We start from the raw sequence: 20,808 nt of genomic DNA, 5'->3' as shown, positions 1-20,808 counted from the left end.
AAAATTGCACCTTTGCAAACTAAATAAAAGATCAGCCTTTTTAAGGTTGATCTTTAAACGGTCCCGTAGTTCAACGGATAGAATAGGAGTTTCCTAAACTCTAGATATGAGTTCGATTCTCGTCGGGACCACATTTTAAGTCAAAAGCCTTTAGACGGAAGTCTGAAGGCTTTTTTGTGAAAATATTATTGGTTTTTTCGTTTGCATGGGAAGAAAGCAACTCTTAAATTGCTTTGAAATATCTATATAATTGGCTATTTTTAAGTTAAAACACTTTATTGGACAGAATAAGCTACAGATATTCTTGTATTAGAATTGAAGAAATGCTATGATTAGTTTCTTTAATGAGTCCATATTTTTTAGTTCGCACTCCCATAAGATAAGGACTTTCCAGCCATCCTGTTCGAGCAGTTTGAGTGCTAGATTATCACGGGATCTATTTTTTTCAATTTTTTGAACCCAGTATTCTGTGTTGCTGGCAGGTATCCTATTACCCCCTGCACAATAATGACCATGCCAAAACATCCATGAATAAATATCACTTTTTTCCTTTTGGTAAATATGATATCCGGCTTGCCTGGTAAACTGACGTTATGGAGGCGATATCTATAGCCCAGTTTGTAAATAAGTTTCCTGACAAGTATTTCTGGGGCAGTGTTTTTAGATTTGACCGCCCGCATGATGCGACTTCTTTTTTCCTTCGTTTCCTTCACTTATTGAAGTTCGATAAGCAAACTTGGATCAGTTTCAAATTGCATAACAATCTCGTTATACTTGCCTACAAGATCACTAACCGCAATAGTTCTACCTCGCTCATCAAACTTCGCAAACTCATAAAGATTAAGTGCAATAAATTGTTCGATTTCAAAAACATCAATCCTGGCAGCCAGATTCGCGTTTTCTGCAAGTCCCTCGGCTAAGGTTATTCCTCTTTTGGTAGTCACTATTATAGGACGATGTCCCCTTTCTAAGTTATCCTGACAGCGAGAAATGATCGATTCTGTAGGAGAAGTTGTTACATGTAAAGCGACATTGCCAATAAAGAAATCACCATTTCTTCCGGTCTGCGCATCCGAAGTGGAAAAACTGTTATGAGAAAAATGCCCGATACCTAAAGCACAATCTAATTTTGCTCCAACAAGGTGTTGCAAAATAGCACCCACATAATATACACCCTGCGAATCTTTTTGACGAGATTCCGCCTGTTGAATTAGATCCCTAATCATACTTCTCAAGCTTTGAGAATTGTCTAGTCTAATCTTGAGAGGTTTACCTGAGAAAAATATTTTTACCTTTTCGATCCAAAAACGTTCGATAACCTCGAGTTCATTCTCCGAAAATGTGTTCAGAAACCCTACATATTCACGCATATTGCCAATACTACCACGGCTGGTTCGGCCTCCCTCTTGCGCCAATACTTTATCGATACCATGTCTTGCCAATATACTTTGAACCGCACCTTTTCCTAATCCGTAAACCTGTCCCCCTCCTTCTGTCAATAGCAATTCTGCATCTAATGGTAGCCCTCTTTTTTTTGCATGCTCTGTTATCACCAAAGCGACGCTAAGTTTTCCTTTGGAATTAAATTTATGATCTACGTAAAACCTATCCAATTCGCTATTTAGTGTTGACATGCTCAAGCTGCTTTTTGGGATTTCTTAAGGTTTAAAAGAATCGGTTCTAAAACATGTCGACTTAAAAAACTAACAACAGGTACAACCACACCGTCACCTGTTAAATGATAAGCGTCATTATATTTTGGGGGAAGCCTATAGTCATCCGGCAATCCCATTAACCTTGCAGTTTCTCTTGCCGAAATTAACCTAGATTGAACAGATTCGTTATCAACAAAGATCATTATTTGGCGACTAGACCCACCTGAGGGTGTTCTCAAGCATCCCGAAATATTATCAAATCTTACTTCAGCACGTTGTACTTTATTCCCGTTCTCGTCTTTTCTTGTGCGCTTATATATAGTCCCTATTTTGGGCTTTCCAAATTCTTTAACCTTTTGCAGCTTAGATAGGTTAGCGCGGCTCATTAAACTAATCAATCGTTGTGTTTCCGCAGGAGAATGCCACTTAACACTTTCAGGGTTTTCTTCTATGCAATCTAATAAAGTGCTTTTTCTCTTTGTAGGATAAGGAATATTCCACCAAATCCATGATTTTTTTGCAGCCTCTTCCAATTTTTTTTGTGCGTTAATTAGCGCTTTTGTATGCCATTTCGAATCAGGCTCTGTCCTTGTCAGAAATGAAACATCAATCAAATCTTTTTGTACGCCTATAAAGAACAATCTAGGCCTTGACTGTGGCAGAAAGTCAACTGCGTCTACGACCACAGCCCCAAAAAGATAATTTTCTTTTTGCATAGCACTGCAAATTGCGGAGAAGTCTTTACCCTCATGTGAAGTTAAAGCTCCACAAACATTTTCTAAAACTACGATTTTGGGCACTCTGTTCTCCAGACGCAATTTTTTAATAAGATTCCAAAAAGGCCAGAATGTTCCAGACCTAGCACCTTCGAGACCAGCCCCAGCACCAGCAGAAGATAAATCCTGACAGGGAAAAGACGCCCATGTCAGGTCAGCCAGATTACTTAGATTCTCTGTTTTTATATTTGCTATATCGTCAATTTTTATTTCACCCTCGCCCCAATTAGCTTTATAAGTTTCGGCTTTTTTTTCATCAATATCATTAGCAAAAACGCATTCCCAGTTATCTCCTAAGCCAGCCCTTGCCATCCCTCCGCCGCAAAAAAACTCATAAAATTTGAAAGGTTGATCCATATATCTTTTTAAAGCTTGAAAATATTGATATTAGGATAATAAATATCCAAAGAATAATGTGGTAAATTTAGATAATTCTATTCATTTTACTTTACACCACGCTGTGTTTCTATTGACATATCGTCAAATTGGGGAGCGTTTCTGCTATAATGCTTACCACGGGCTAAACGGTACCATAGTTCAGCGAATAGAATCGGTGTTTCCGAAACTATAGATCTCTATTCGATTCTCGTCGGAAGTACTAAAAGACAAAAAGCCTGCAAATATTTGCAGGCTTTTCTTTTTCACGCGAAATGCACTTATCTTACCCCTGCTCAATCTGCTTCAAGCTATCCATCTTTTTATAAGCTAAAAATCCTTTGATATCCTCAAAATGTTCGCGGACGCGTTTATTGCCAAACTCAAATACTTTTTGTACCAGACCGTCAAGGAAATCACGGTCGTGGGATACCAGGATCAGCGTTCCATCAAAATCTCTTAGGGCATCTTTGATGATATCTTTGGTTTTCATGTCCAAATGGTTGGTTGGCTCATCCAGGATCAGCACGTTTACAGGTTCCAACAGCAGCTTGATCATGGCCAAACGGGTTTTCTCACCTCCTGAAAGTACTTTTACTTTTTTGGTAGTATCATCGCCGCTGAACATAAACGCGCCCAAAAGATCTTTGATCTTTACTGTGCCATCACTCAATGGGATCTGGTCGATGGTATCAAATACGGTTAAATTCTCATCTAACAACGATGCCTGGTTTTGGGCAAAGTACCCAATCTTGGCATTGTGACCAACTTTTAGGCTACCTTCAAAATCTATTTCGCCCATGATGGCTTTGATCATGGTCGATTTACCTTCACCATTTTTACCTACAAAAGCCACTTTTTCGCCGCGCTCAATCACCATGGCCGCGTTCTTGAACACCACGTGATCGCCGTAGGTTTTTGTCAGGTCTTCAACCATTACCGGGTATTGGCCGGAACGTGGCGATGGCGGAAATTTCAATCGCAATGCCGAAGTATCAACTTCATCAATCTCGATGACCTCAAGTTTTTCAAGCATTTTCACGCGCGATTGTACCTGCAAAGTTTTTGAGTAAGTACCCCTGAAGCGGTCTATAAACTCCTGGTTATCGGCTATAAAACGTTGCTGCTCCTCGTAGGCTTTCAATTGGTGTACCCTACGCTCGGCACGCAATTGGAGATAATGTGTGTATTTGGCCTTATAATCATAGATCCGGCCCATGGTTACCTCAATGGTACGATTGGTGATATTATCAACAAAAGTACGGTCGTGGGAGATAACCATTACTGCCCTGGCCGAGTTAACCAGGAAATCTTCCAGCCATTGTATACTCTCAATATCCATGTGGTTGGTGGGCTCATCCAGCAAGATCAGATCCGGTTTCTTTAACAGAATTTTGGCTAGCTCAATGCGCATGCGCCAACCGCCCGAAAACTCGGAAGTTTGGCGGGTAAAGTCTTTACGTTCAAAACCTAAACCTTTCAATACCTTTTCTACCTCTGCATCATAATTCACTTCTTCCTGCGAATAAACTTTCTCGCTCAGTTCCGATACCTTTTCAATCAGCTTCATGTAGTCGTCACTGTCATAATCGGTGCGAATGTTGAGTTGCTCATTTACTTCGTCCAGCTCCTTTTGCATCTGGTTGGCCTCATCAAAAGCTTTCATCGTTTCCTCAAAAACGCTTACGTTATCGTGAGTAAGCAAATGTTGTGGCAAATACGCAATTACGGCATCCTTAGGGCCGGTTACGTTGCCGGTAGTAGGTTTAGCCGCACCGGCAATAATCTTGAGGATGGTAGACTTGCCGGCGCCATTTTTACCCATCAGGGCTATCTTATCATTCTCGTTTATTGAGAAGGTTACGTCGCTAAATAGGGTGGTTCCGCCAAATGAAACGGAGATGTTATTAACATTAATCACTGTATTGTAATATTGAATTTTTCGCAAAGATAAGTGAAAGACACAGAATTACGGCAGGAGAATGAAGGGATGCGATATGAGAGCGTTAGAGGAAACAACGAGGGAATATTTAACTCTGGTTCTCCAATTTCAAATAGTTATATGTAAGGAAGAATAGCAATAAAAATATGAGGTAATATCTATAAAGAACAGGAATATGCTAATTCTCTCCTTCAAAAGATTTTATCTGTTTTAATGCTTGCTTAGCGGCCGACATAAATCCTTTTGATGAGAAATGAATTCTTTGCCAATCTCCTTGTAAACCACCGTAATCAGTTACGCCTTCTTCAATTAAAAGTACTAATTTTTTATTTGAGGCTAATGCAACACCTTTTTCTTCAAGAAGCCAGGGGCTGGTAGTAAATGTACCATCTTTTTTTTCTTGATGTTTTGTCATTAGGCATAAAAAGAATTCACATTGTTTTATTCTGGCAATTATCGCGTCACTGATATATTGATTCGATTCCATTCCTGTTACCACAGAATATCCATTTTCTATCAAATGATCAGCCAAATCCTTCTTATATTCAATTTCAGTAAATCTATATGAAATAAATATTGATTTTTTTGTTACAGTTTCTGCTTTGGGTGTTGTTTGTCTTCGGAGCTGATCTAATTGATCTCTCAATTCTTCTAAAACTTTAGGAATTTCGCTTTCTGAATTAGGGTTTTTATTTATCAAATCTTCAGATTGCTGAATGAGTGTTTTAATGTTTTGATCCGACATTCTCCATCTCAAATCACTTTGTATTTTTTGAAATATATAAACCATCTCATCTTGAAAGTTTTCAATTGGCGTTTGCTTATTCAGTTTATAATAATGAGTGAATCTGCTTCTTTGTCCTCTATAAAATTCAGAGGACCTTTGTTCCGCTTTGAAGTAATTATAAAATAAAACGAAAACAATTTCAGGTAGCGTCCCTCGTACATTAAAAATAAATTTTGAAGCCTCATCTAAATCAAAAGACAATGGATCAATAAAAACAACATTTATATGCTTTGAATTTAATTCGATTTTTGCGTTTTTAATTGAAGTTGATACGTAAGTTTTTAATACATCCTTATTCAATTGCAACCGATTTTTTAACAACTCAACAGTATCGGTTTCTGCATCAATGATGAGAATGTTTAAGGGGATGTTTTCTTTCATTTTTAGATTGTCCGTTAGTATACCACCATATGCAACATAAAAACAAAATACTGTTTTTCAAACACATAGCATAAATATACTCGCGATTTTTGCACAAATGAAATCTATCTGAAAAATTAACTTCCAACGTCCGGAGTAAGGAAAAACAAGCATAACGGAAATCACGCTCTGGTATAAGGAAAGACTCAATAACTTCAAACGTTCGGAATAAGAAATTATTAAGTTTTTTGCCGAAATACTCAGTCAAAGCGATTTTCAGAGCAGCTTCAACTTCATCGTCCTCAAACTAAAATTTAATTTTTTTTGTATTTTGCCAAATGGTCTACATGCCGCCAATCCCGGCCTGCCCGTACAAGAAATAATCAGCGGTTTACAACTATCTCGACATTAAAAAATTAAGCGCTTTTTGGTTTGAGCTAACGGGAGAAACGTCAAGTTTCAGTTTAGAGAGCAGGATATTTCATTCTATAAGTATCTGTGCTATAGTTTTGGCTTGCTTTTATATACCTTATAATATTTTCGCAGGGTTGTATGTTGCAGCGCTATCCTGTTTGGTAATTGCCTGCTTCTTTTTCTATCAATATTACTATTCCCGGTATCACGGTAAAAAGCATAACAATATTGTATTTGGCTTAACTGGTCTGCTTCTTTTTTCTGTTAATTATTTTGCCAATTCGGGCATCAATGGCTCTACCGATTTAATATGGCCTGCTTATTTGTTGATGCTATTCGCCATTTCGCCTTACAGGCACTATTTAACCTGGTTAGTGATCTATATAGCGGCCTTCGTGATACTGCACATGGTGGAATACCAATATCCCGCTTTGGTTCAATATCCCTTTACTGCAGGCAAAGGCCAGTTTATCGACAGGATTACCGCATTTCCGTTACCTGTAATTGCCATTTATTTCATCATCAGCTTCATTAAGCGCAGTTATGATAAAGAAAGGGTTATTGTTGAATTAAAAAACAACGAGATCCTGCTACAAAAAGGCTTGCTGGAACAAAGTAACGCGGAGAAGAACAAACTGATGTCGATCATTTCGCATGATATGCGGGCACCACTTATTAATATACAGGGTTACCTGGAATTGCTTAACGAACACGAGCTTGACAATACTCAACGAGTGGTATTAGAAAAAGATTTGCTTGCCGCCACCAACAATACCATGCAAATGCTTACCAATCTGCTCTATTGGACAAAATCGCAAATGGAATACCCTACGGTAAACTTACAGGAGGTAAACCTTGCTTCGGTATTAAAGAGTACGCTTGACCTGGAAAAAATGCTGGCGATAAAAAAGGGTATAACTTTGACTTACGATATTAATGAAAAAATAATTGTAATTGCCGATACCGATATGCTGCAACTGGTGGTACGCAACCTCGTGAATAACGCCATCAAGTTCACCCCAAAAGGGGGCAACATCACTATAAGCGCTCAGGCATTAGCCCATAAAGTTAAATTGACTGTTAGCGATAATGGAAAAGGTATAGCCGAGGCTGAACAACAGCATATTTTCCGCGTAACATCAGATCCTTCATTTGGCACCAACAATGAGAAAGGTGTTGGCCTGGGTTTATTGTTGTGTAAAGAATTTATAGAACGCCAGGGCGGTAGTATTGGCTTTGGAAGCACATTTGGACAGGGCTCCAGCTTTTTTATTTTTATTCCGGCGAAGGTGGAATAATTTAATCGTATACAATATAAATTAAGAAGAGCTTAGCAGCATAATTTCATAAGATACCTCTAAATCTCTTCTTCAGAAGATACAAACTATATTGGATGATGTAATTAACTATACTTCTATGGACACGCTGAATAATCACACAATAAATATAATACAATGTTATAATTGCTCTAATGAGGCAAAGCGTTAGCCCTCTTCAACTCTCTATCTAATTCATTACTCCCCAATCGCTTATACAAACTCAAGAAATACTGTGAATTCCTGGCCCTGGTATTTAAAAGCTTAATACCCGCTTTTTTATTGATAGTATCTCGTTTTTGAATATGGATAAACACAGAAGTAAAATCCTTGCTTCTCCCATTGTCTAAAAACGTTTCGGGGCCGACCGAATTATATACTATTTTTAAATCCGCAGTTCTTCTTACCCTCATCGATAAAGAATCCTTATCTCCTCGTCTTAAGTACGCTATGCAATCAGAATTTGGATTAAACCGAAAAAAATATTTTCCATAAATAGTTGTATTTTTTATACGTGACGGATCGGCTATCAATTTGTCTACTTCAGTATATTTACCGGTTTTTAGATCAGTCAAAAATAACAGAGCGCTTGTATCAGGTAAGCTTTTAGTTGCGTTTTCAATAGGATATCCTGAACTCGGCGCAACTTTTTTGTCATCGATTCGCTCTTTAACGAATAGAATATATTTTCCATCATCTGATATATCATATATTGAATCTGTAAAAAAAGTTATTGGCTTGGCCGTTTCGGCAATTCTATCAACGAGATATATTTGTTTGCTATTGGCCCGAACAATACATTTTTCATAATCCTTACTAATCGAAAACTTGTCAATAACCTGATCTTTTAAAATTTCATAAATATGTTTATCTCCTATTCTGTAAAACGCCAAGTGGGCATATTTACCAGCCACAACCTTTTTCAACTTATCGGTATATGGCGTTTTCAAAAGTAATATATTGTTCGACACCTCGTTAATTTGCGTATAATTTGAAAGGTCTGCTTTCAATAAAAGCTCTTGCTTATTGTTTTCAAGATTTTTAATCTCAAGCCCATTTTTGGTAAGAAATATAATTGAGTCTTTGTTAATAGAGCACCATCCTATTGCGCTACTTTTGAGGATGCCATTTACATCTAATTCCATAATGCCCTTTCTATTCTTCACCCAACGGGCCAGGTAATTTTCTATCTTGCCATAGATAACGCTGTCTGACATATAAATTATGTCTTTTACATCGCTTATACTGGTTTTATAAAAGGATTGATCGAATCTGTATTTTTTTGATTTTAGGCTATCAGTAAGGGCGTACACCCATACAATGCTATCTCTTATACAGCTAAAGTAATCAGAGTTATACGAAAATCCGAAACCAATATCTTTGGAGATACTCTTTAGCAAAATAGAATGATGGTTTGTTTGTGCATCATATAGATTTATTTTCTGACCGGATAAGATGCCTACATAACGCCGATTTGGAGATAGTGCCATTAAACGTTTGTTGTGTATAACACATGAACGTGAGATACTGTCCTCTAATCCTATTTTCCAAATTTGGGCCGTCTTGCCGGAATCAAGTATTGAAAGGATACGATTATTGCTTAAAGCATATATAGGATTTCCGGGTAAATCTGTATAATTCAGCCTTTTAGTTTTATCATCTATCTGCTTTTTAAAATAATCGTTACTGTTATAAATATAGCCATATATACCATATGCTTTTTCAAGGTCTCCATTGTCGAGGTAACTATTTGCAACATTTAACTTAATGAAATCCTTTATCATGTTTTGCTGGCTATCACTCTTCCACAGATATAGCGCTATGAAGATACCGGCAGCAACCGTAATCAGGGCACCTATTTGGATTCGCCTTTTCTGATGAACTTTGGCTTTTTCTTCGTCTTCTTTGTTTTTTCTTGCCCGATAGCTTTTAGCGACTGCGTCGACATATTTATCTTCGCTGATTTCTAAAGCACCATCCTTCAACAGTAAAAACTCCTCTTTTATGAGATATTGTATGGCATCTTCTCTCATATGTGGCAGTTGCAATACCTTTGAATAATCTATGGCAACCCGAATAAGATTATTTAGTAACAGTTCTTCAACAAGCACCTCTATCGCCCGGGTTTCTTTATTAGTCAACTCATATGTATCAACAGCATTTCTAAGTAATTTACTATAAAGTTGGTTGGCCTTTTCTAAATCCTCCTCATCTTTCTGCTGTTTATAAAATTCTAATATTGGTTTCACAAGCCTGTCATGGCTAAGCTCATAGTATTTACCTTCATAGGCACTATGATCTTCCCTGATCAAACCTTCCTGTACAAGGGCTTTTAAAACCAGGGGATGTAGAAAATTATTTTCATATGTTTTGATTCGTATTTTGTTATCCTGATCGATAAGCTTTTCTGCTAATATTTTTTTATAAAGCGGAACATTTTCCAAAAAACCTGACGGAACAGAAGACCATACGTTATCAAAATACTCCTTTTCTATTATGCCTTTTTGCGGGATGTCTTCCTTATCAATTAAAACTTTGCCCTTCATGGCCAAAGAACGCTCAATATAACTACAGCTTAATTGAATCGTATAAGGATCAAACGTATTATCGTCCTCTACCAGTATTTGCAATAACTGCTCTATCCCTTCCGCTGTAAAATCAAACTTAGGCGACAAAAAGGCACCTTCTGCGCAAGCCGGCAACAAGATTGCTTCCCTGGCTTCCGTTTCTTCAAGAGGTTTTAAACGGTAAGTGTTTTTTAAAATATCAGGAAAGAAATCCGAGAATAAGTCAAAATAACCAAATTTGTCTTCTCTTATAACGAATAAAATTTTAACATTAAGCTGTTTATAAATAAAATCAAGATCGCTATCAATTTTATCGGTCTCCGCCACATCACCTGACTGGTCGTTATAACTACTTAAATAACTGGTGATTCTTTTATTTAGATAAGAAGGTAGGTGATTGGATAAGATCGTGTAAAGCTGTTCTTTAAAAAAATCTATCTGTCTTTGACTGTATGTAAAAAGTTCCTCAGCCTGGTCAAATATCAGTAGCAGTTTAAAATTGTTCATCTGGAATTTTTTAGCCTCATGCCATAGATCAGACCGATCTGCGTCTGCAAAAGGCAATATTATAGATGCCAGTGATTTGTTTGCTTCATTTAACTGCGCTACCGTTTTTAGCAATAGTACTCTTTCATCCTCACCTAATTTGTTTGCAATTCTATTTTCATTGGCCAAAAACCTTACTTTCACCGGAAAATAACTCTCCTTGTTTGAGGATTGGAACAACGGTATAAGCCCGGCATTGATTAGGGAGCTTTTACCTAAGCCTGACTCCGAATAAAACACAATCATGCTTTTTTTTTGCAGCAGGTCATAAAGTCGGTGAATACTTTTTTTACGGCCTTCAAATATATCCTGGTCTGTTAAGCTAAACGGTTTCGTCCCGGGAAACCTATACCTTTGAATTGTCATTACTCTTCTGTCAATTTTTCTAAAACAGTATCTATATAACCCTTAAATATTTCTTCATTAGCCAGCTGATGTTCTTCTATATTATTTAATATACGCGGCCAAATTCTATCTGTCAGAATATTTAAGAATTGGTTTATAAACAATAGGATGTAAAAATTATTCTTGCTGGCTGTCATGAACTGGTCGAAAGCCAGATAGTCATTATGAAAATCATTTTCAAGTTTATTTCTAATGGTATTTGTTTTAGATTGCCAATACTCAATGTACTTCTCTTTGTTTGTAAAATCCACATCTGGCAAAATCAATATAAAGGCCCTGTCCAAAAAGTTGTCATTTTTAAAAATGCTCCAGGCCTCATACATACAATATTCAGAAAATAAATATTTTTCGCTAACTACTATAGAAATTACCCGGCCTTGCCCTATTCGGTTCATAAAAGCCTGAATGCTGTCTTGTATAGTCAGGACACTTTTATCTCGTGAAAACTTTACTCCTGCGTTTCTAAATCGCCTATCGATTCGATCTACCCAATATTCACGCCCAGGATCCTGAGCGTCTTCCCAGGCGTAAGAAAGATATGCCGAAGTAGAAGTTTTAATTGTGGAGGTCCGCAGATGCTCAGGATAAGCTTGCAGCGCTTTATATATTTTACTAATAAACTCAAGGGAGTTAGACTTTGTAAAATTTATCCTGAAATACTTATCCATTATACTAACAGTCTCATCATCGATATCTTTCGGGGCTCCAAGTTTTATAGACTCTGATATTTCTATGTCAAAAATACTTAGCAACAATTGATAATACCAGGTTTCAAAACGCATTCCTAAAAAGATAAAGCATCTGGCCTGCTTTATTGTATTCACTATATTTTCGGGAATGGTATCCTCCTGCATTAGATTTTTAATTGTCTTAAAAAGCTCCTCATGAGTGAGTATGATAGATTGCGGCTCTTCAATGCTGCCAAATATGTTGTAAATGACGGGGCGCGCAGTTGTTGGCTTTTCTACGCCGGAAAAGGAAGGGTCTGGATAGTAACCTGGGCGAACGGAGAAATTATTCTTGGTAAAAATCTTATTGATGGCATTATCGGGCGCTACATTAATAATTAGCGGAAATGGAAGTTGCGAAATCAGATTCAAGATTACATCGTCTCCACCTGTTTCGTAAAACTGTTTTATCTCATTTCTAATCTTGGTTTCAAACAGGATATTCCCAACATGACTATTTGACTTTTGGAATGCAAATACATTATCCCTTGAAAAATATTTATAAATAAATTTCGGATATTTTTTTGCTATCTCTTTAAAATAGACCTTATAGTGCTTTTCCTCAGAATCATTAATCAACAATTCGGGCCCCAGAAACAGGATACATTTACCTCCTATTAGGGAGTCTACAATGAAATCAATCGTTTCCTGATCAATATTCTGATAAACAGGCTCTTCTGCAAAATTTTCCATAACATCACTTTTCCTGATTTTTAAATTGGTTATTTATTAATTCAGATTTATATGGGTGTTAAAATTTATTTTTAGTCACATTTTAAAGCACAATAAAAGAGCAATAATATTCCTATTGGTTTTGAAGTTAAATTAATAATATCTGATTTGCAACACATTACGAATAATTTATCAATAAAACATTTACAGTTTGACAAATACTAATTTCTATTAACTAATAGTATTGGTAGAATGATTTTTTTCAATTTTCAAGAATTAATATTTGTTGATCAAAATATTATTCTGCTTAAAAGAACAACTATTACCCTCTTCTTTCTTAAACTAAATCCCTGTAAATTAGATAACCAATTTCACCGAGTATTAAGAACCCTCTTCCTGGCACCACCACTTATAAACCGATAATTTTAAGAAAATGGAACAGCAACCTAACCAACCATCACCAGAAAATATTATGAAAATCGGCACCGGCTTTTGGGCCTCAAAAATCTTGTTAACTGCCGTTAGCTTTCAATTATTTACTACTCTTGCCCAAAAGAAATCCATGACGGCCAAAAACGTTAAAGACCTTTTAGGGCTTAAATGTACCGACAGAAATGTTTATGATTTTATGGATGCCCTAACCGCGTTTGGTTTTTTAAAGCGCGAAGGTATTTTGGATGCTGCCACTTACTCGAACACTATAGATACGGATACATTTTTGGATAAAAACAAGCCATCTTATATCGGAGGCATTCTTGAAATGGCTAATAATCGCCTATATACATTTTGGGGAAGCCTGGGTGAAGGGCTCCTTACCGGATTGCCGCAAAACGAGGCGAAAAGGAGTGAAGACTTTTTTGGTTTGATATACCAGGATCCCGAAAAACTAAAAGAATTTACGGGCGCTATGAGCGGCATCCAGATGGGCAACTTTATGGCATTTGCTCAAAAGTTTGATTTCTCCCAATATAAAACACTGATTGATGTGGGCGGTTCGGCCGGGTTGCTTTCAATTATGGTTGCCAAGCATAATGAACACATGCACTGTACAACTTTCGATCTGCCGCCTGTTGAACCCGTGGCAAGTGCTTCTATACAGAAATTTGGGTTGGAAGACAGGGTAAATACCGCCAGTGGCGATTTCTTTAGCATGCCAATACCCAGCGCCGATGTGGTTGTAATGGGAAATATCCTGCATGACTGGGACGAAGAAAACAAAATAGCCTTAATGCGAAAAGCATATGACGCGCTCCCTGCCGGAGGTGCGTTTGTAGCCATCGAGAACGTTATAGATAACGAAAGGAAACAAAACGTTTTTGGGTTGATGATGAGTTTGAACATGCTTATTGAAACCGGAACCGGGTTTGACTACACCTTTGCCGATTTTAATAAGTGGGCGAATATTGCCGGGTTTAAATCAACAACACTACTACCCTTAACCGGACCATCAAGCGCGGCTATCGCTTATAAATAATATCGCGTAAGCACGTTTTACAATTCGTAAACATGCTTCATGTTTACTGTTTAATCTATTTGGTTAGCTTTGCTCACCATGTTTGATGTCTTCGAAAAGTACTTACGCCAATGGGTTTCTATTTCTGACGAAGAGCTGGAGTTGATCCGTGCTGCAAGTATGGAAAGAAAGTTACGTAAATGGCAATCTATCCTGCACGAAGGCGAAGTTTGGAAAATCACATGCTTTATTACTACCGGTTGTTTTCGCCTGTATAGGTTTAGTGCCGATGGAACAGACCATACGCTTAGATTCGGAGTAGAGAATTGGTGGATTAGCGACCAGGAGAGCTACAATCATGAAAAACCTTCTGAATACAACATTGAAGCATTAACTGCCAGTACTGTTATCATCTGGACTAAAGAGAAATGGGAAGAGCTAAGAGAAACCATTCCCGCGGTAAAATTATTTAATGAGAAGCTTTTAGCACGTGGTTACGAAACCAGTCAGCAGCGCATATTTTCATTGATCAGCAATTCGGCAGAAGAAAAATATCTCGAGTTCCAAAAAACATATCCCAAAGTGTTTAACAGCGTTCCCCTGCATATGGTTGCCTCTTACCTGGGAATCTCGCGCGAAACCTTGAGCCGCATTCGAAAAGACTTTACACGCCGCGATTAAATAAGGGACTATTCTCCCCCAAACATTCTCTTTCTGTTGCAAAAAGCGTGACAAATGTCAACGCCATTTTGCGTCATATGGCTTCTTTTCCGAAGGCCATTACCTCTCACCTTTGTTTTGTAGCCCGGTAGTTCGGGCAAATAATTCAAACATTTTTTTTTATCATGAAAACTAATATCGAATACACTGCATCAACTGTTCCTACTCAGTTTATATCTATAAATGGCACTTCGTTCGCTTACCGTCGTTTCGGCAACAAAGCGGGCTTGCCGCTGGTGCATTTGCAGCACTTTACCGGCACCATGGAAAACTGGGACCCCAGGGTACTGGACGCCCTGGCGCGGGACCGTGAGATCATCATTTTTAATAACAGGGGAGTAGCGAGCACCGGCGGAGAAACACCCGACAATATAGCGGCCATAGCTAAAGACGCGGAAGCATTTATTGACGCGCTTGGTTTGGAAAAGATAGACCTGCTGGGTTTCTCTATGGGGCGCATGGTAGCTCAACAATTTACGCTTGATAGGCCCGAGCTCGTTAATAAATTGATCTTACTGGGTACGGCTCCACGTGGAGGACACGAGATTGATGATTTTACGCCTGAAGTTTGGGCCATTTTTGCCAAAGAATTTCCTTCAGAATATGAGATCTTACTGGAAACCCTGTTTTCACCAACAACAACCAGTCAGCAAGCCGCTTATAAATTTCTGAACCGCGTAAAAAATGGCAGAGTTGAAAATCGCGACAGCAAGATCAGCGAACAGGTAGCACCTGCACAGTCGGCCGCAATTAAAGGCTGGGCCAATATCAACCCTGGCGATTATACTTATTTAAAGGCCATTAAGCAGCCTGTGTTTGTGTTAACCGGCCACAATGACATTATATTCCCAACGGTCAACTCCTTTTTGCTGCAACAAAATCTGCCCGACGCGCAGCTGATTATTTATCCGGATTCAAACCATGGAGCACAATATCAGTTCCCCGACCTGTTTGTTAAACAGCTAACTGACTTTCTTAATGGCGTAAAATAATTGCGAACATCAATTTAGCCTTTTACAAGGCCACATTCTGTTGCAATTGCTTTTGAAAGCAATAATTCTATGACCATCCCGGGGCCTTCAGATTAATTCTAAAGGCCCTTTTTTGTGGGGACGATACTACCAATGTCAACAAAGAAATTTGCCTAATATTTCATTAAAGGTTTCTGGCTTTTCCATCATCGGCGCATGCCCACATTCGGGAATCATAACAAGTTTTGAATTGAGTAAATGGGTGTTAAATTCATTTGCGACATGAGGCGGGGTAATTTGATCGTCCTCGCCCCATATCAATAAAACAGGTACCCATATTTCAGGAAGACGCGAAAGCACATTATCTCTTTGAGCCGACCTGGCAGTTCTGACAGCGCACTGGCATTTCAACGGATCTGTAGTGATTTGCATCACCTCAGACACAAGCTCATCGGTTGCAATGGTAGGATCATAAAATGTAGCAGCCACTCTTTCCTTAATATATGTATGATTTCCCCGTTTAAGGTAACTGCCCACCTGGGTGTTTTCATAAAGTCCGGAACTGCCGGTCAATATCAATTTAGCTACGTTATCAGGGTGACGATGAGTATAAAGTATAGCAATATGTCCACCAAGTGAATTACCTACCAGGATAACATTTTTCAGGTCTGCCGATGCGATCATCGTTTCAAGAAAATTAAGGAGATGCTCCAGGTTGTTTTTAGGGTTTTCGTATATAGGCAGTTTGGGTATATAAATATCAAATCTATCTTCAAAATGCTTAACAACTCTTGTCCAGTTGCTTAGGCCTCCAAATAACCCATGGAGTAATATCATGCTTTGCTTCATCTGTTTTTTAGACAAAGCTATTCCCCATAATAAACCTATTTTGTGATTCTGGTCACAAAAGCCGCCAGGTTATTTTAGTAGGTATAACCTTGCCCGGCTTAAGGCTTCCCGGCTGATATAGAGGTAGCGGGCAATATTGGTAAGCGAAATTTTTTGTATAATGGCAGGGCGGCGCTCCAGCAGGTACCGGTAACGCCTCGCAGGGCTTTTTAACGACAGGATATGCTCGTGCTCTGATTGCTGTTCAAGTATCTCCTGGTATAACTGCAAGTTTACATGCAGCAGGTTTATATGCAGATCATAAAGAGGCTGCATTTTTTTGATATTGATCTTCAAGATCACCGCGTCTTCAAGTGCCGTAATACTTACCGCAGAAGGGGCCTTTTTATTATAGCTTTCACAATTTGCCAGAAAATCATCGGGGAATCCGAATTTGATGATCTTCTCGTTACCGTCGTCATCAAGAATAGAGAATTTAAACAACCCGGATATAACAAAGGCCGAAAAGCGGGCCACCTTCCCGTACTTTAAAAACGAATCGCCTTTTTTAATATGTTTAACAACAGCCATTGAATGCAGTAACTGCCATTCCTGGTCGGTTACTATTGGATATTTTTTCTTGAGCTGCCCATACCATTGTGGTAATTCGAGTTTCATTAAAATATGTTTCCGTTAATATGCTAAAAAATAAACAGACACTTTGTACCTGTTACATAAATTCCCGTAAAAAGCATCCTGCTTCATTCTACAAATCAAGTATAAAACAATTATTGTTTTGTAGTTTCAGCGCCATAATTATTCTTTACAATCACTGAATATTTTGAGATGTATGTTAAATGTCTAATTTGGCCGTATACAGAAATGATTATGACAAAAGAAAAACCCGAATTTTGGGAGAAAAGCTTTGTGGAAAAGCAGGAAATGTGGGGATTTGAACCATCAAAGTCTGCTGTATTGACAAAAGAGTTTTTTGTTGAGAAATCTGTAAAAAACATGCTCATCCCCGGCATTGGTTATGGCCGGAATGCACAGATCTTCAGAGAGAACGGCATTAACGTGACCGGAATTGAAATATCAAAAACAGCCATTGAAATGGCCAGAAAGCATTATAGAACTGATATGGCTATCTATCATGGCTCCGTAACCGATATGCCATTTGATCATAATCAATACGATGGGATATTTTGTTATGCTTTAATTCATTTACTTGACAGCGACGAACGAAAGAAACTGATAGCCGACTGCTATAATCAGTTAACTGATAATGGCTACATGGTTTTCACGGCGATATCAAAGGAAGCCCCAACCTATGGACAAGGAAAACTGATCAGCGATGATCGTTACGAGATTTTTGAAGGAGTCAGGATGTTCTTTTACGACCGTGAATCAATCGCTGCCGAATTCGGTGGAGCCGGTTTGTTTGAGATTGTGGAAGTAATCGAAAACTTCCCCTTCTTTTTAATTAAATGCCGCAAGAACAAATAATAGATATTATCTATACAAAAGCCCCCACAATATAAGCGGAGGCTTTTTCCCAATCAATCCGCAATATCAAATACCTATTTCGGTGGTTACAAAAACCTCACGGCTCTCCAATAGCGGAACAATTTGCCCTACAACAATGGTTTGAAAGTGTACTGATCCGCGATGATCCGCAACAGCCGCTTCATCTTTATAAGCTTCAAATAATAGCAGCGTATTGGCATCGGTAGTGCTTTGGTTGATTTTATAAAACAGGTTGCCTTCTTCTGCCCGGCTTTGTTTGGCAACCCCGGCAAGTAAGTCGAGCACTGTGTTTAACTTCCCTTCTTTAACTTGCCATTTGGCAAAAACATTAATGGTTTGCTGGTTCATTTTTTTATGTTTTAAAATATCTTCTCCTTTTATCTAAAATAAAAGGAGCGGGCTTAATTATGCTTCTAAAATTTTAATTACGCTTTCGGCTACACCTTTTGCCGATGCCGGGTTTTGGCCGGTAACCAAACGCCCGTCGGTAACTACATAAGCCTGCCATGGGGCGGTAGCACTGTAATTAGCACCACGCTGTTTCAGGGCATCCTCCAATTCAAACGGAACATCTTCTTTGGCGTAGTTTTCTTCTTCGGCTTTGCTGAAACCGGTAACATTTTTACCGTCAATCAGGTAGCTGCCATTGTTCAATTTCACGTTGATCAACGCCACCGGACCGTGACAAACTGCGCTTACTACACCACCTTTTTCGTACATACCCGATAAAATGTTTTGCACTGCAACATTCTCAGGCATATCTACTACAGGAGCTAAACCGCCGGGAACAAATACCGCGTCATAACCGGCTATTGACACCTGGTCTATTTTTTTTGTATTTCTCATAGCATCGGCACCCTCTCCGTTCAGGAAAGCAACGTTCAGTTCATCGTCCAGTTCAACCATATCTATCGGGGCTTCGCCGCCATTAACGCTGTATACATCAATATCGTAGCCCTGCTTTTTAAACGTTTGGTAAGGGTTGGCAACTTCGGTAAGTAAATTTCCGGTAGCGCGGTTGTGTGGACCAATTACACTTGCACTTGATACTACAAATAAGATTCTCTTTTTCATGGCTTTAAAATTTAAGTTGTTAATAATGGATGTTTGTTTTGTTGTTTGATTTACATAACAAATGTCCAAAATTGGGGAGCCCCGATACAAGGAAGCAAGTCACAGAAAAAGTGTGATCCGGATCACACTTTCGAGAGACCTACGCAGGCAACAACAACTTAAAATATTTATTAACAGATAATTAAATACAGAATCCAACAAAATCGAATCGCATGGCCGCTATTAAACTTTACTGTTGGAATAAAGCCTGCTTAAAGTTTCGCGGCTAACACCGAGATACTCGGCTATATACTTTTTAGGGATCCTTTGCATCAGGTGTGGATAAAGCCTGCCGAACTCTTCATACCGTTGTTGCGGCGAGCTGGAAAGCAATGATATGATCCTTCGCTGCAACGCTACATAACCATTTGTAAGCTTTACCCTAAAAAAATGTTCCATTTTGTGCGATTCGACGGAGAGGGTTTCACGGCCGTGCAGGGTGAGGCAGAGTACCTCGGCATCTTCCATACATACAATGTTGAGCGTGGCTTTTTTATCTTTAAAATAAGCCTGGTAATCTGCCATCCACCAGTTTTCGCCGGCAAATTGCACAATGTACTCCTTGCCGTCGTTATCCAGGTAAAACATCCTGAAAACGCCCGATAGGATCAGGTATTCAAATGTAACGGTATCGCCCTCCTGGGTAAGGTATTGATGTTTCTTTACTCTTTTATAAGTAAAAAAAGGTTTTACAAATTCAAACTCCTCATCACTGATCGCGATTATTGCTTCGATATGCTTGCGGAGTTTATCCATTAGTGAGGTAGTTCTATAAATATTGCCTATGATGTATCGCTGCCCGACGCAAGGGATTTAAATATAGGCAAATTCAGGCATTTGGGCACATCGGCACCCACAATTACAGATCAAGCAATTGGCACGCTTACCCCTTTGTTTTGCTTAACCTTCTTCTAAACCTGGAGGCCAGCGATTCCAAATCCCGTTTTTGAATATCCTCAGGCCTGTTAAATTGAGATAAAACAAGAGTTCTGGAAAGTTGAATGGAGCCGTTAGTGGTTCTAACCAGAACCTCATCCCCACGTTCGGTATGGTTCTTATAATTTCCGATTTGAGCGTTAATACCGGCAAGACGCATCAATAATTCAACTATAGCATAGAGCGGCAGTTTGCTTTGCGACATATATTACCAATGTTGTTTAATACTAAGTTAAGTATATTTTAACAATTAGTAAATACCGAAGCTTACAATGCTATAATTTAACATAAAATTTATATGGCTCCGAAAAATGGAAAGTCCTTGTTGTTATTCTTTATAATCGGCAAAATAAAAGATGTTGCCATTGTTATCCACAACAGCAAATTGCCGCAAACCCCAGGGCATCATTCGCAACGGGCCGTTTGGATGGATGAGGCCCAGTTGCTGATATTCCTCATAAAGCTGCTCGATATCGGTCACATAAATATAACAGCCCATATTACGGCAAGCTTCCTTATCATCGCAGGGGAATAAATGCACATTAATACCATCCCGGGTAAATATTAAATATCCGTTATGGCTATCACTAAAGGTAAAGCCTAACTTTTCAGTATAAAAATCAATTGTTTTAGCTTCATCCAGCGAGGCCAATATAGGTGTCGAGCGTTTAAACATTACCGTAGCTTTCGAATTACACAGCCCAATTTACAACTCTC

Annotated in this window: 19 protein-coding genes and 1 tRNA gene; 6 read left to right on the top strand and 14 right to left on the bottom strand. The window is 38.6% G+C overall.

Annotation, left to right across the window (positions count from 1 at the left end):
• Positions 1–59 precede the first annotated feature (59 nt).
• Positions 60–131, top strand: a tRNA-Arg gene (locus DEO27_RS26510).
• A gap of 288 nt (positions 132–419) precedes the next feature.
• On the opposite strand, the gene DEO27_RS32050 is transcribed toward DEO27_RS26510, so the two are convergent.
• The 5 genes from DEO27_RS32050 to DEO27_RS26485 form a co-directional block, all read right to left on the bottom strand.
• Positions 420–680, bottom strand: coding sequence for a hypothetical protein (locus tag DEO27_RS32050; RefSeq protein WP_410505404.1), 261 nt, complete (start codon positions 678–680; stop codon positions 420–422).
• A 33-nt stretch (positions 681–713) separates the two neighbouring features.
• A complete protein-coding gene (locus DEO27_RS26500; RefSeq protein WP_112574594.1) occupies positions 714–1,634 on the bottom strand; it encodes a DUF4928 family protein in 921 nt (306 codons plus the stop codon).
• A gap of 2 nt (positions 1,635–1,636) precedes the next feature.
• The gene (locus DEO27_RS26495; RefSeq protein ID WP_112574595.1) at positions 1,637–2,788 is read right to left on the bottom strand and encodes a DNA cytosine methyltransferase; all 1,152 of its coding nucleotides are present in this window, start codon (positions 2,786–2,788) and stop codon (positions 1,637–1,639) included.
• A 304-nt stretch (positions 2,789–3,092) separates the two neighbouring features.
• On the bottom strand, positions 3,093–4,727 hold the full coding sequence (locus tag DEO27_RS26490) for an ABC-F family ATP-binding cassette domain-containing protein (protein WP_112574596.1): 1,635 nt from the start codon (positions 4,725–4,727) through the stop codon (positions 3,093–3,095).
• Between the two features lie 199 nt (positions 4,728–4,926).
• A complete protein-coding gene (locus DEO27_RS26485; RefSeq protein WP_112574597.1) occupies positions 4,927–5,916 on the bottom strand; it encodes a toll/interleukin-1 receptor domain-containing protein in 990 nt (329 codons plus the stop codon).
• A 551-nt stretch (positions 5,917–6,467) separates the two neighbouring features.
• Between DEO27_RS26485 and DEO27_RS26480 the strand changes: the two genes are divergently transcribed.
• Positions 6,468–7,607: a sensor histidine kinase gene (locus tag DEO27_RS26480; RefSeq protein WP_223818060.1), complete on the top strand. Its 1,140-nt coding sequence runs from the start codon at positions 6,468–6,470 to the stop codon at positions 7,605–7,607.
• Between the two features lie 170 nt (positions 7,608–7,777).
• Here DEO27_RS26480 and DEO27_RS26475 read toward each other — a convergent pair whose 3' ends face one another.
• Both DEO27_RS26475 and DEO27_RS26470 read right to left on the bottom strand, forming a co-directional pair.
• Positions 7,778–11,104, bottom strand: coding sequence for a hypothetical protein (locus DEO27_RS26475; RefSeq protein WP_112574599.1), 3,327 nt, complete (start codon positions 11,102–11,104; stop codon positions 7,778–7,780).
• Positions 11,104–12,564: a toll/interleukin-1 receptor domain-containing protein gene (locus DEO27_RS26470; RefSeq protein ID WP_112574600.1), complete on the bottom strand. Its 1,461-nt coding sequence runs from the start codon at positions 12,562–12,564 to the stop codon at positions 11,104–11,106. Before DEO27_RS26470 ends, DEO27_RS26475 begins: the two co-directional genes overlap by 1 nt.
• 412 nt (positions 12,565–12,976) lie before the next feature.
• On the opposite strand from DEO27_RS26470, the gene DEO27_RS26465 reads away from it, so the two are divergent.
• The 3 genes from DEO27_RS26465 (at position 12,977) to DEO27_RS26455 (ending at position 15,708) form a co-directional block, all read left to right on the top strand.
• Positions 12,977–14,017 carry a methyltransferase gene (locus DEO27_RS26465; RefSeq protein ID WP_112574601.1) on the top strand — a complete coding sequence of 347 codons (1,041 nt, stop codon included), beginning with the start codon at positions 12,977–12,979 and terminating at the stop codon, positions 14,015–14,017.
• Positions 14,018–14,095: 78 nt separating this feature from the next.
• Positions 14,096–14,677: a Crp/Fnr family transcriptional regulator gene (locus DEO27_RS26460; RefSeq protein ID WP_112574602.1), complete on the top strand. Its 582-nt coding sequence runs from the start codon at positions 14,096–14,098 to the stop codon at positions 14,675–14,677.
• A 164-nt stretch (positions 14,678–14,841) separates the two neighbouring features.
• The gene (locus DEO27_RS26455) at positions 14,842–15,708 is read left to right on the top strand and encodes an alpha/beta fold hydrolase (protein ID WP_112574603.1); all 867 of its coding nucleotides are present in this window, start codon (positions 14,842–14,844) and stop codon (positions 15,706–15,708) included.
• Positions 15,709–15,843: 135 nt separating this feature from the next.
• On the opposite strand, the gene DEO27_RS26450 is transcribed toward DEO27_RS26455, so the two are convergent.
• Together DEO27_RS26450 and DEO27_RS26445 are read right to left on the bottom strand one after the other, a co-directional pair.
• Positions 15,844–16,524 (bottom strand): alpha/beta fold hydrolase, encoded by a 681-nt coding sequence (locus DEO27_RS26450; RefSeq protein ID WP_112574695.1) that lies wholly within the window; start codon positions 16,522–16,524, stop codon positions 15,844–15,846.
• Positions 16,525–16,605: 81 nt separating this feature from the next.
• Entirely contained in the window at positions 16,606–17,193 is a 588-nt protein-coding gene (locus DEO27_RS26445; protein WP_112574604.1) for a Crp/Fnr family transcriptional regulator, read from the bottom strand.
• A gap of 210 nt (positions 17,194–17,403) precedes the next feature.
• On the opposite strand from DEO27_RS26445, the gene DEO27_RS26440 reads away from it, so the two are divergent.
• On the top strand, positions 17,404–18,021 hold the full coding sequence (locus tag DEO27_RS26440; RefSeq protein WP_223818059.1) for a class I SAM-dependent methyltransferase: 618 nt from the start codon (positions 17,404–17,406) through the stop codon (positions 18,019–18,021).
• Between the two features lie 66 nt (positions 18,022–18,087).
• Here DEO27_RS26440 and DEO27_RS26435 read toward each other — a convergent pair whose 3' ends face one another.
• The 5 genes from DEO27_RS26435 to DEO27_RS26415 all read right to left on the bottom strand — a co-directional run bounded on the left by DEO27_RS26435 (position 18,088) and on the right by DEO27_RS26415 (position 20,767).
• Positions 18,088–18,390: a putative quinol monooxygenase gene (locus DEO27_RS26435; protein WP_112574606.1), complete on the bottom strand. Its 303-nt coding sequence runs from the start codon at positions 18,388–18,390 to the stop codon at positions 18,088–18,090.
• A 57-nt stretch (positions 18,391–18,447) separates the two neighbouring features.
• Entirely contained in the window at positions 18,448–19,116 is a 669-nt protein-coding gene (locus DEO27_RS26430; RefSeq protein ID WP_112574607.1) for a type 1 glutamine amidotransferase domain-containing protein, read from the bottom strand.
• Between the two features lie 222 nt (positions 19,117–19,338).
• Positions 19,339–19,911, bottom strand: a complete 573-nt coding sequence (locus DEO27_RS26425; RefSeq protein ID WP_112574608.1) for a Crp/Fnr family transcriptional regulator — start codon at positions 19,909–19,911, stop codon at positions 19,339–19,341.
• Between the two features lie 127 nt (positions 19,912–20,038).
• Complete coding sequence (locus tag DEO27_RS26420; protein ID WP_112574609.1) at positions 20,039–20,296, bottom strand: hypothetical protein; 258 nt, start codon at positions 20,294–20,296, stop codon at positions 20,039–20,041.
• Positions 20,297–20,419: 123 nt separating this feature from the next.
• Positions 20,420–20,767 (bottom strand): bleomycin resistance protein, encoded by a 348-nt coding sequence (locus DEO27_RS26415; RefSeq protein ID WP_112574610.1) that lies wholly within the window; start codon positions 20,765–20,767, stop codon positions 20,420–20,422.
• Positions 20,768–20,808 lie beyond the last annotated feature (41 nt).

It is taken from the genome of Mucilaginibacter rubeus (assembly GCF_003286415.2).
In the GTDB taxonomy this organism is placed as follows: Bacteria; Bacteroidota; Bacteroidia; order Sphingobacteriales; family Sphingobacteriaceae; genus Mucilaginibacter; species Mucilaginibacter rubeus_A.
The sequence above is the reverse complement of the archived record's forward strand: the minus strand, read 5'-3'. Positions and strand labels throughout refer to the sequence as shown.

Excerpts from the sequence above, each read along its gene's own strand:
- DEO27_RS26495 (WP_112574595.1), bottom strand. The coding sequence starts at position 2,788 with ATGGATCAACCTTTCAAATTTTATGAGTTTTTTTGCGGCGGAGGGATG.
- DEO27_RS26425 (WP_112574608.1), bottom strand. The coding sequence starts at position 19,911 with ATGGATAAACTCCGCAAGCATATCGAAGCAATAATCGCGATCAGTGAT.
- DEO27_RS26415 (WP_112574610.1), bottom strand. The coding sequence starts at position 20,767 with ATGTTTAAACGCTCGACACCTATATTGGCCTCGCTGGATGAAGCTAAA.
- DEO27_RS26465 (WP_112574601.1), top strand. The coding sequence starts at position 12,977 with ATGGAACAGCAACCTAACCAACCATCACCAGAAAATATTATGAAAATC.
- DEO27_RS26485 (WP_112574597.1), bottom strand. The coding sequence starts at position 5,916 with ATGAAAGAAAACATCCCCTTAAACATTCTCATCATTGATGCAGAAACC.
- DEO27_RS26430 (WP_112574607.1), bottom strand. The coding sequence starts at position 19,116 with ATGAAAAAGAGAATCTTATTTGTAGTATCAAGTGCAAGTGTAATTGGT.
- DEO27_RS26440 (WP_223818059.1), top strand. The coding sequence starts at position 17,404 with ATGACAAAAGAAAAACCCGAATTTTGGGAGAAAAGCTTTGTGGAAAAG.
- DEO27_RS26420 (WP_112574609.1), bottom strand. The coding sequence starts at position 20,296 with ATGTCGCAAAGCAAACTGCCGCTCTATGCTATAGTTGAATTATTGATG.
- DEO27_RS26450 (WP_112574695.1), bottom strand. The coding sequence starts at position 16,524 with ATGATATTACTCCATGGGTTATTTGGAGGCCTAAGCAACTGGACAAGA.
- DEO27_RS26475 (WP_112574599.1), bottom strand. The coding sequence starts at position 11,104 with ATGACAATTCAAAGGTATAGGTTTCCCGGGACGAAACCGTTTAGCTTA.
- DEO27_RS26500 (WP_112574594.1), bottom strand. The coding sequence starts at position 1,634 with ATGTCAACACTAAATAGCGAATTGGATAGGTTTTACGTAGATCATAAA.
- DEO27_RS32050 (WP_410505404.1), bottom strand. The coding sequence starts at position 680 with ATGCGGGCGGTCAAATCTAAAAACACTGCCCCAGAAATACTTGTCAGG.
- DEO27_RS26460 (WP_112574602.1), top strand. The coding sequence starts at position 14,096 with ATGTTTGATGTCTTCGAAAAGTACTTACGCCAATGGGTTTCTATTTCT.
- DEO27_RS26455 (WP_112574603.1), top strand. The coding sequence starts at position 14,842 with ATGAAAACTAATATCGAATACACTGCATCAACTGTTCCTACTCAGTTT.
- DEO27_RS26470 (WP_112574600.1), bottom strand. The coding sequence starts at position 12,564 with ATGGAAAATTTTGCAGAAGAGCCTGTTTATCAGAATATTGATCAGGAA.
- DEO27_RS26445 (WP_112574604.1), bottom strand. The coding sequence starts at position 17,193 with ATGAAACTCGAATTACCACAATGGTATGGGCAGCTCAAGAAAAAATAT.
- DEO27_RS26435 (WP_112574606.1), bottom strand. The coding sequence starts at position 18,390 with ATGAACCAGCAAACCATTAATGTTTTTGCCAAATGGCAAGTTAAAGAA.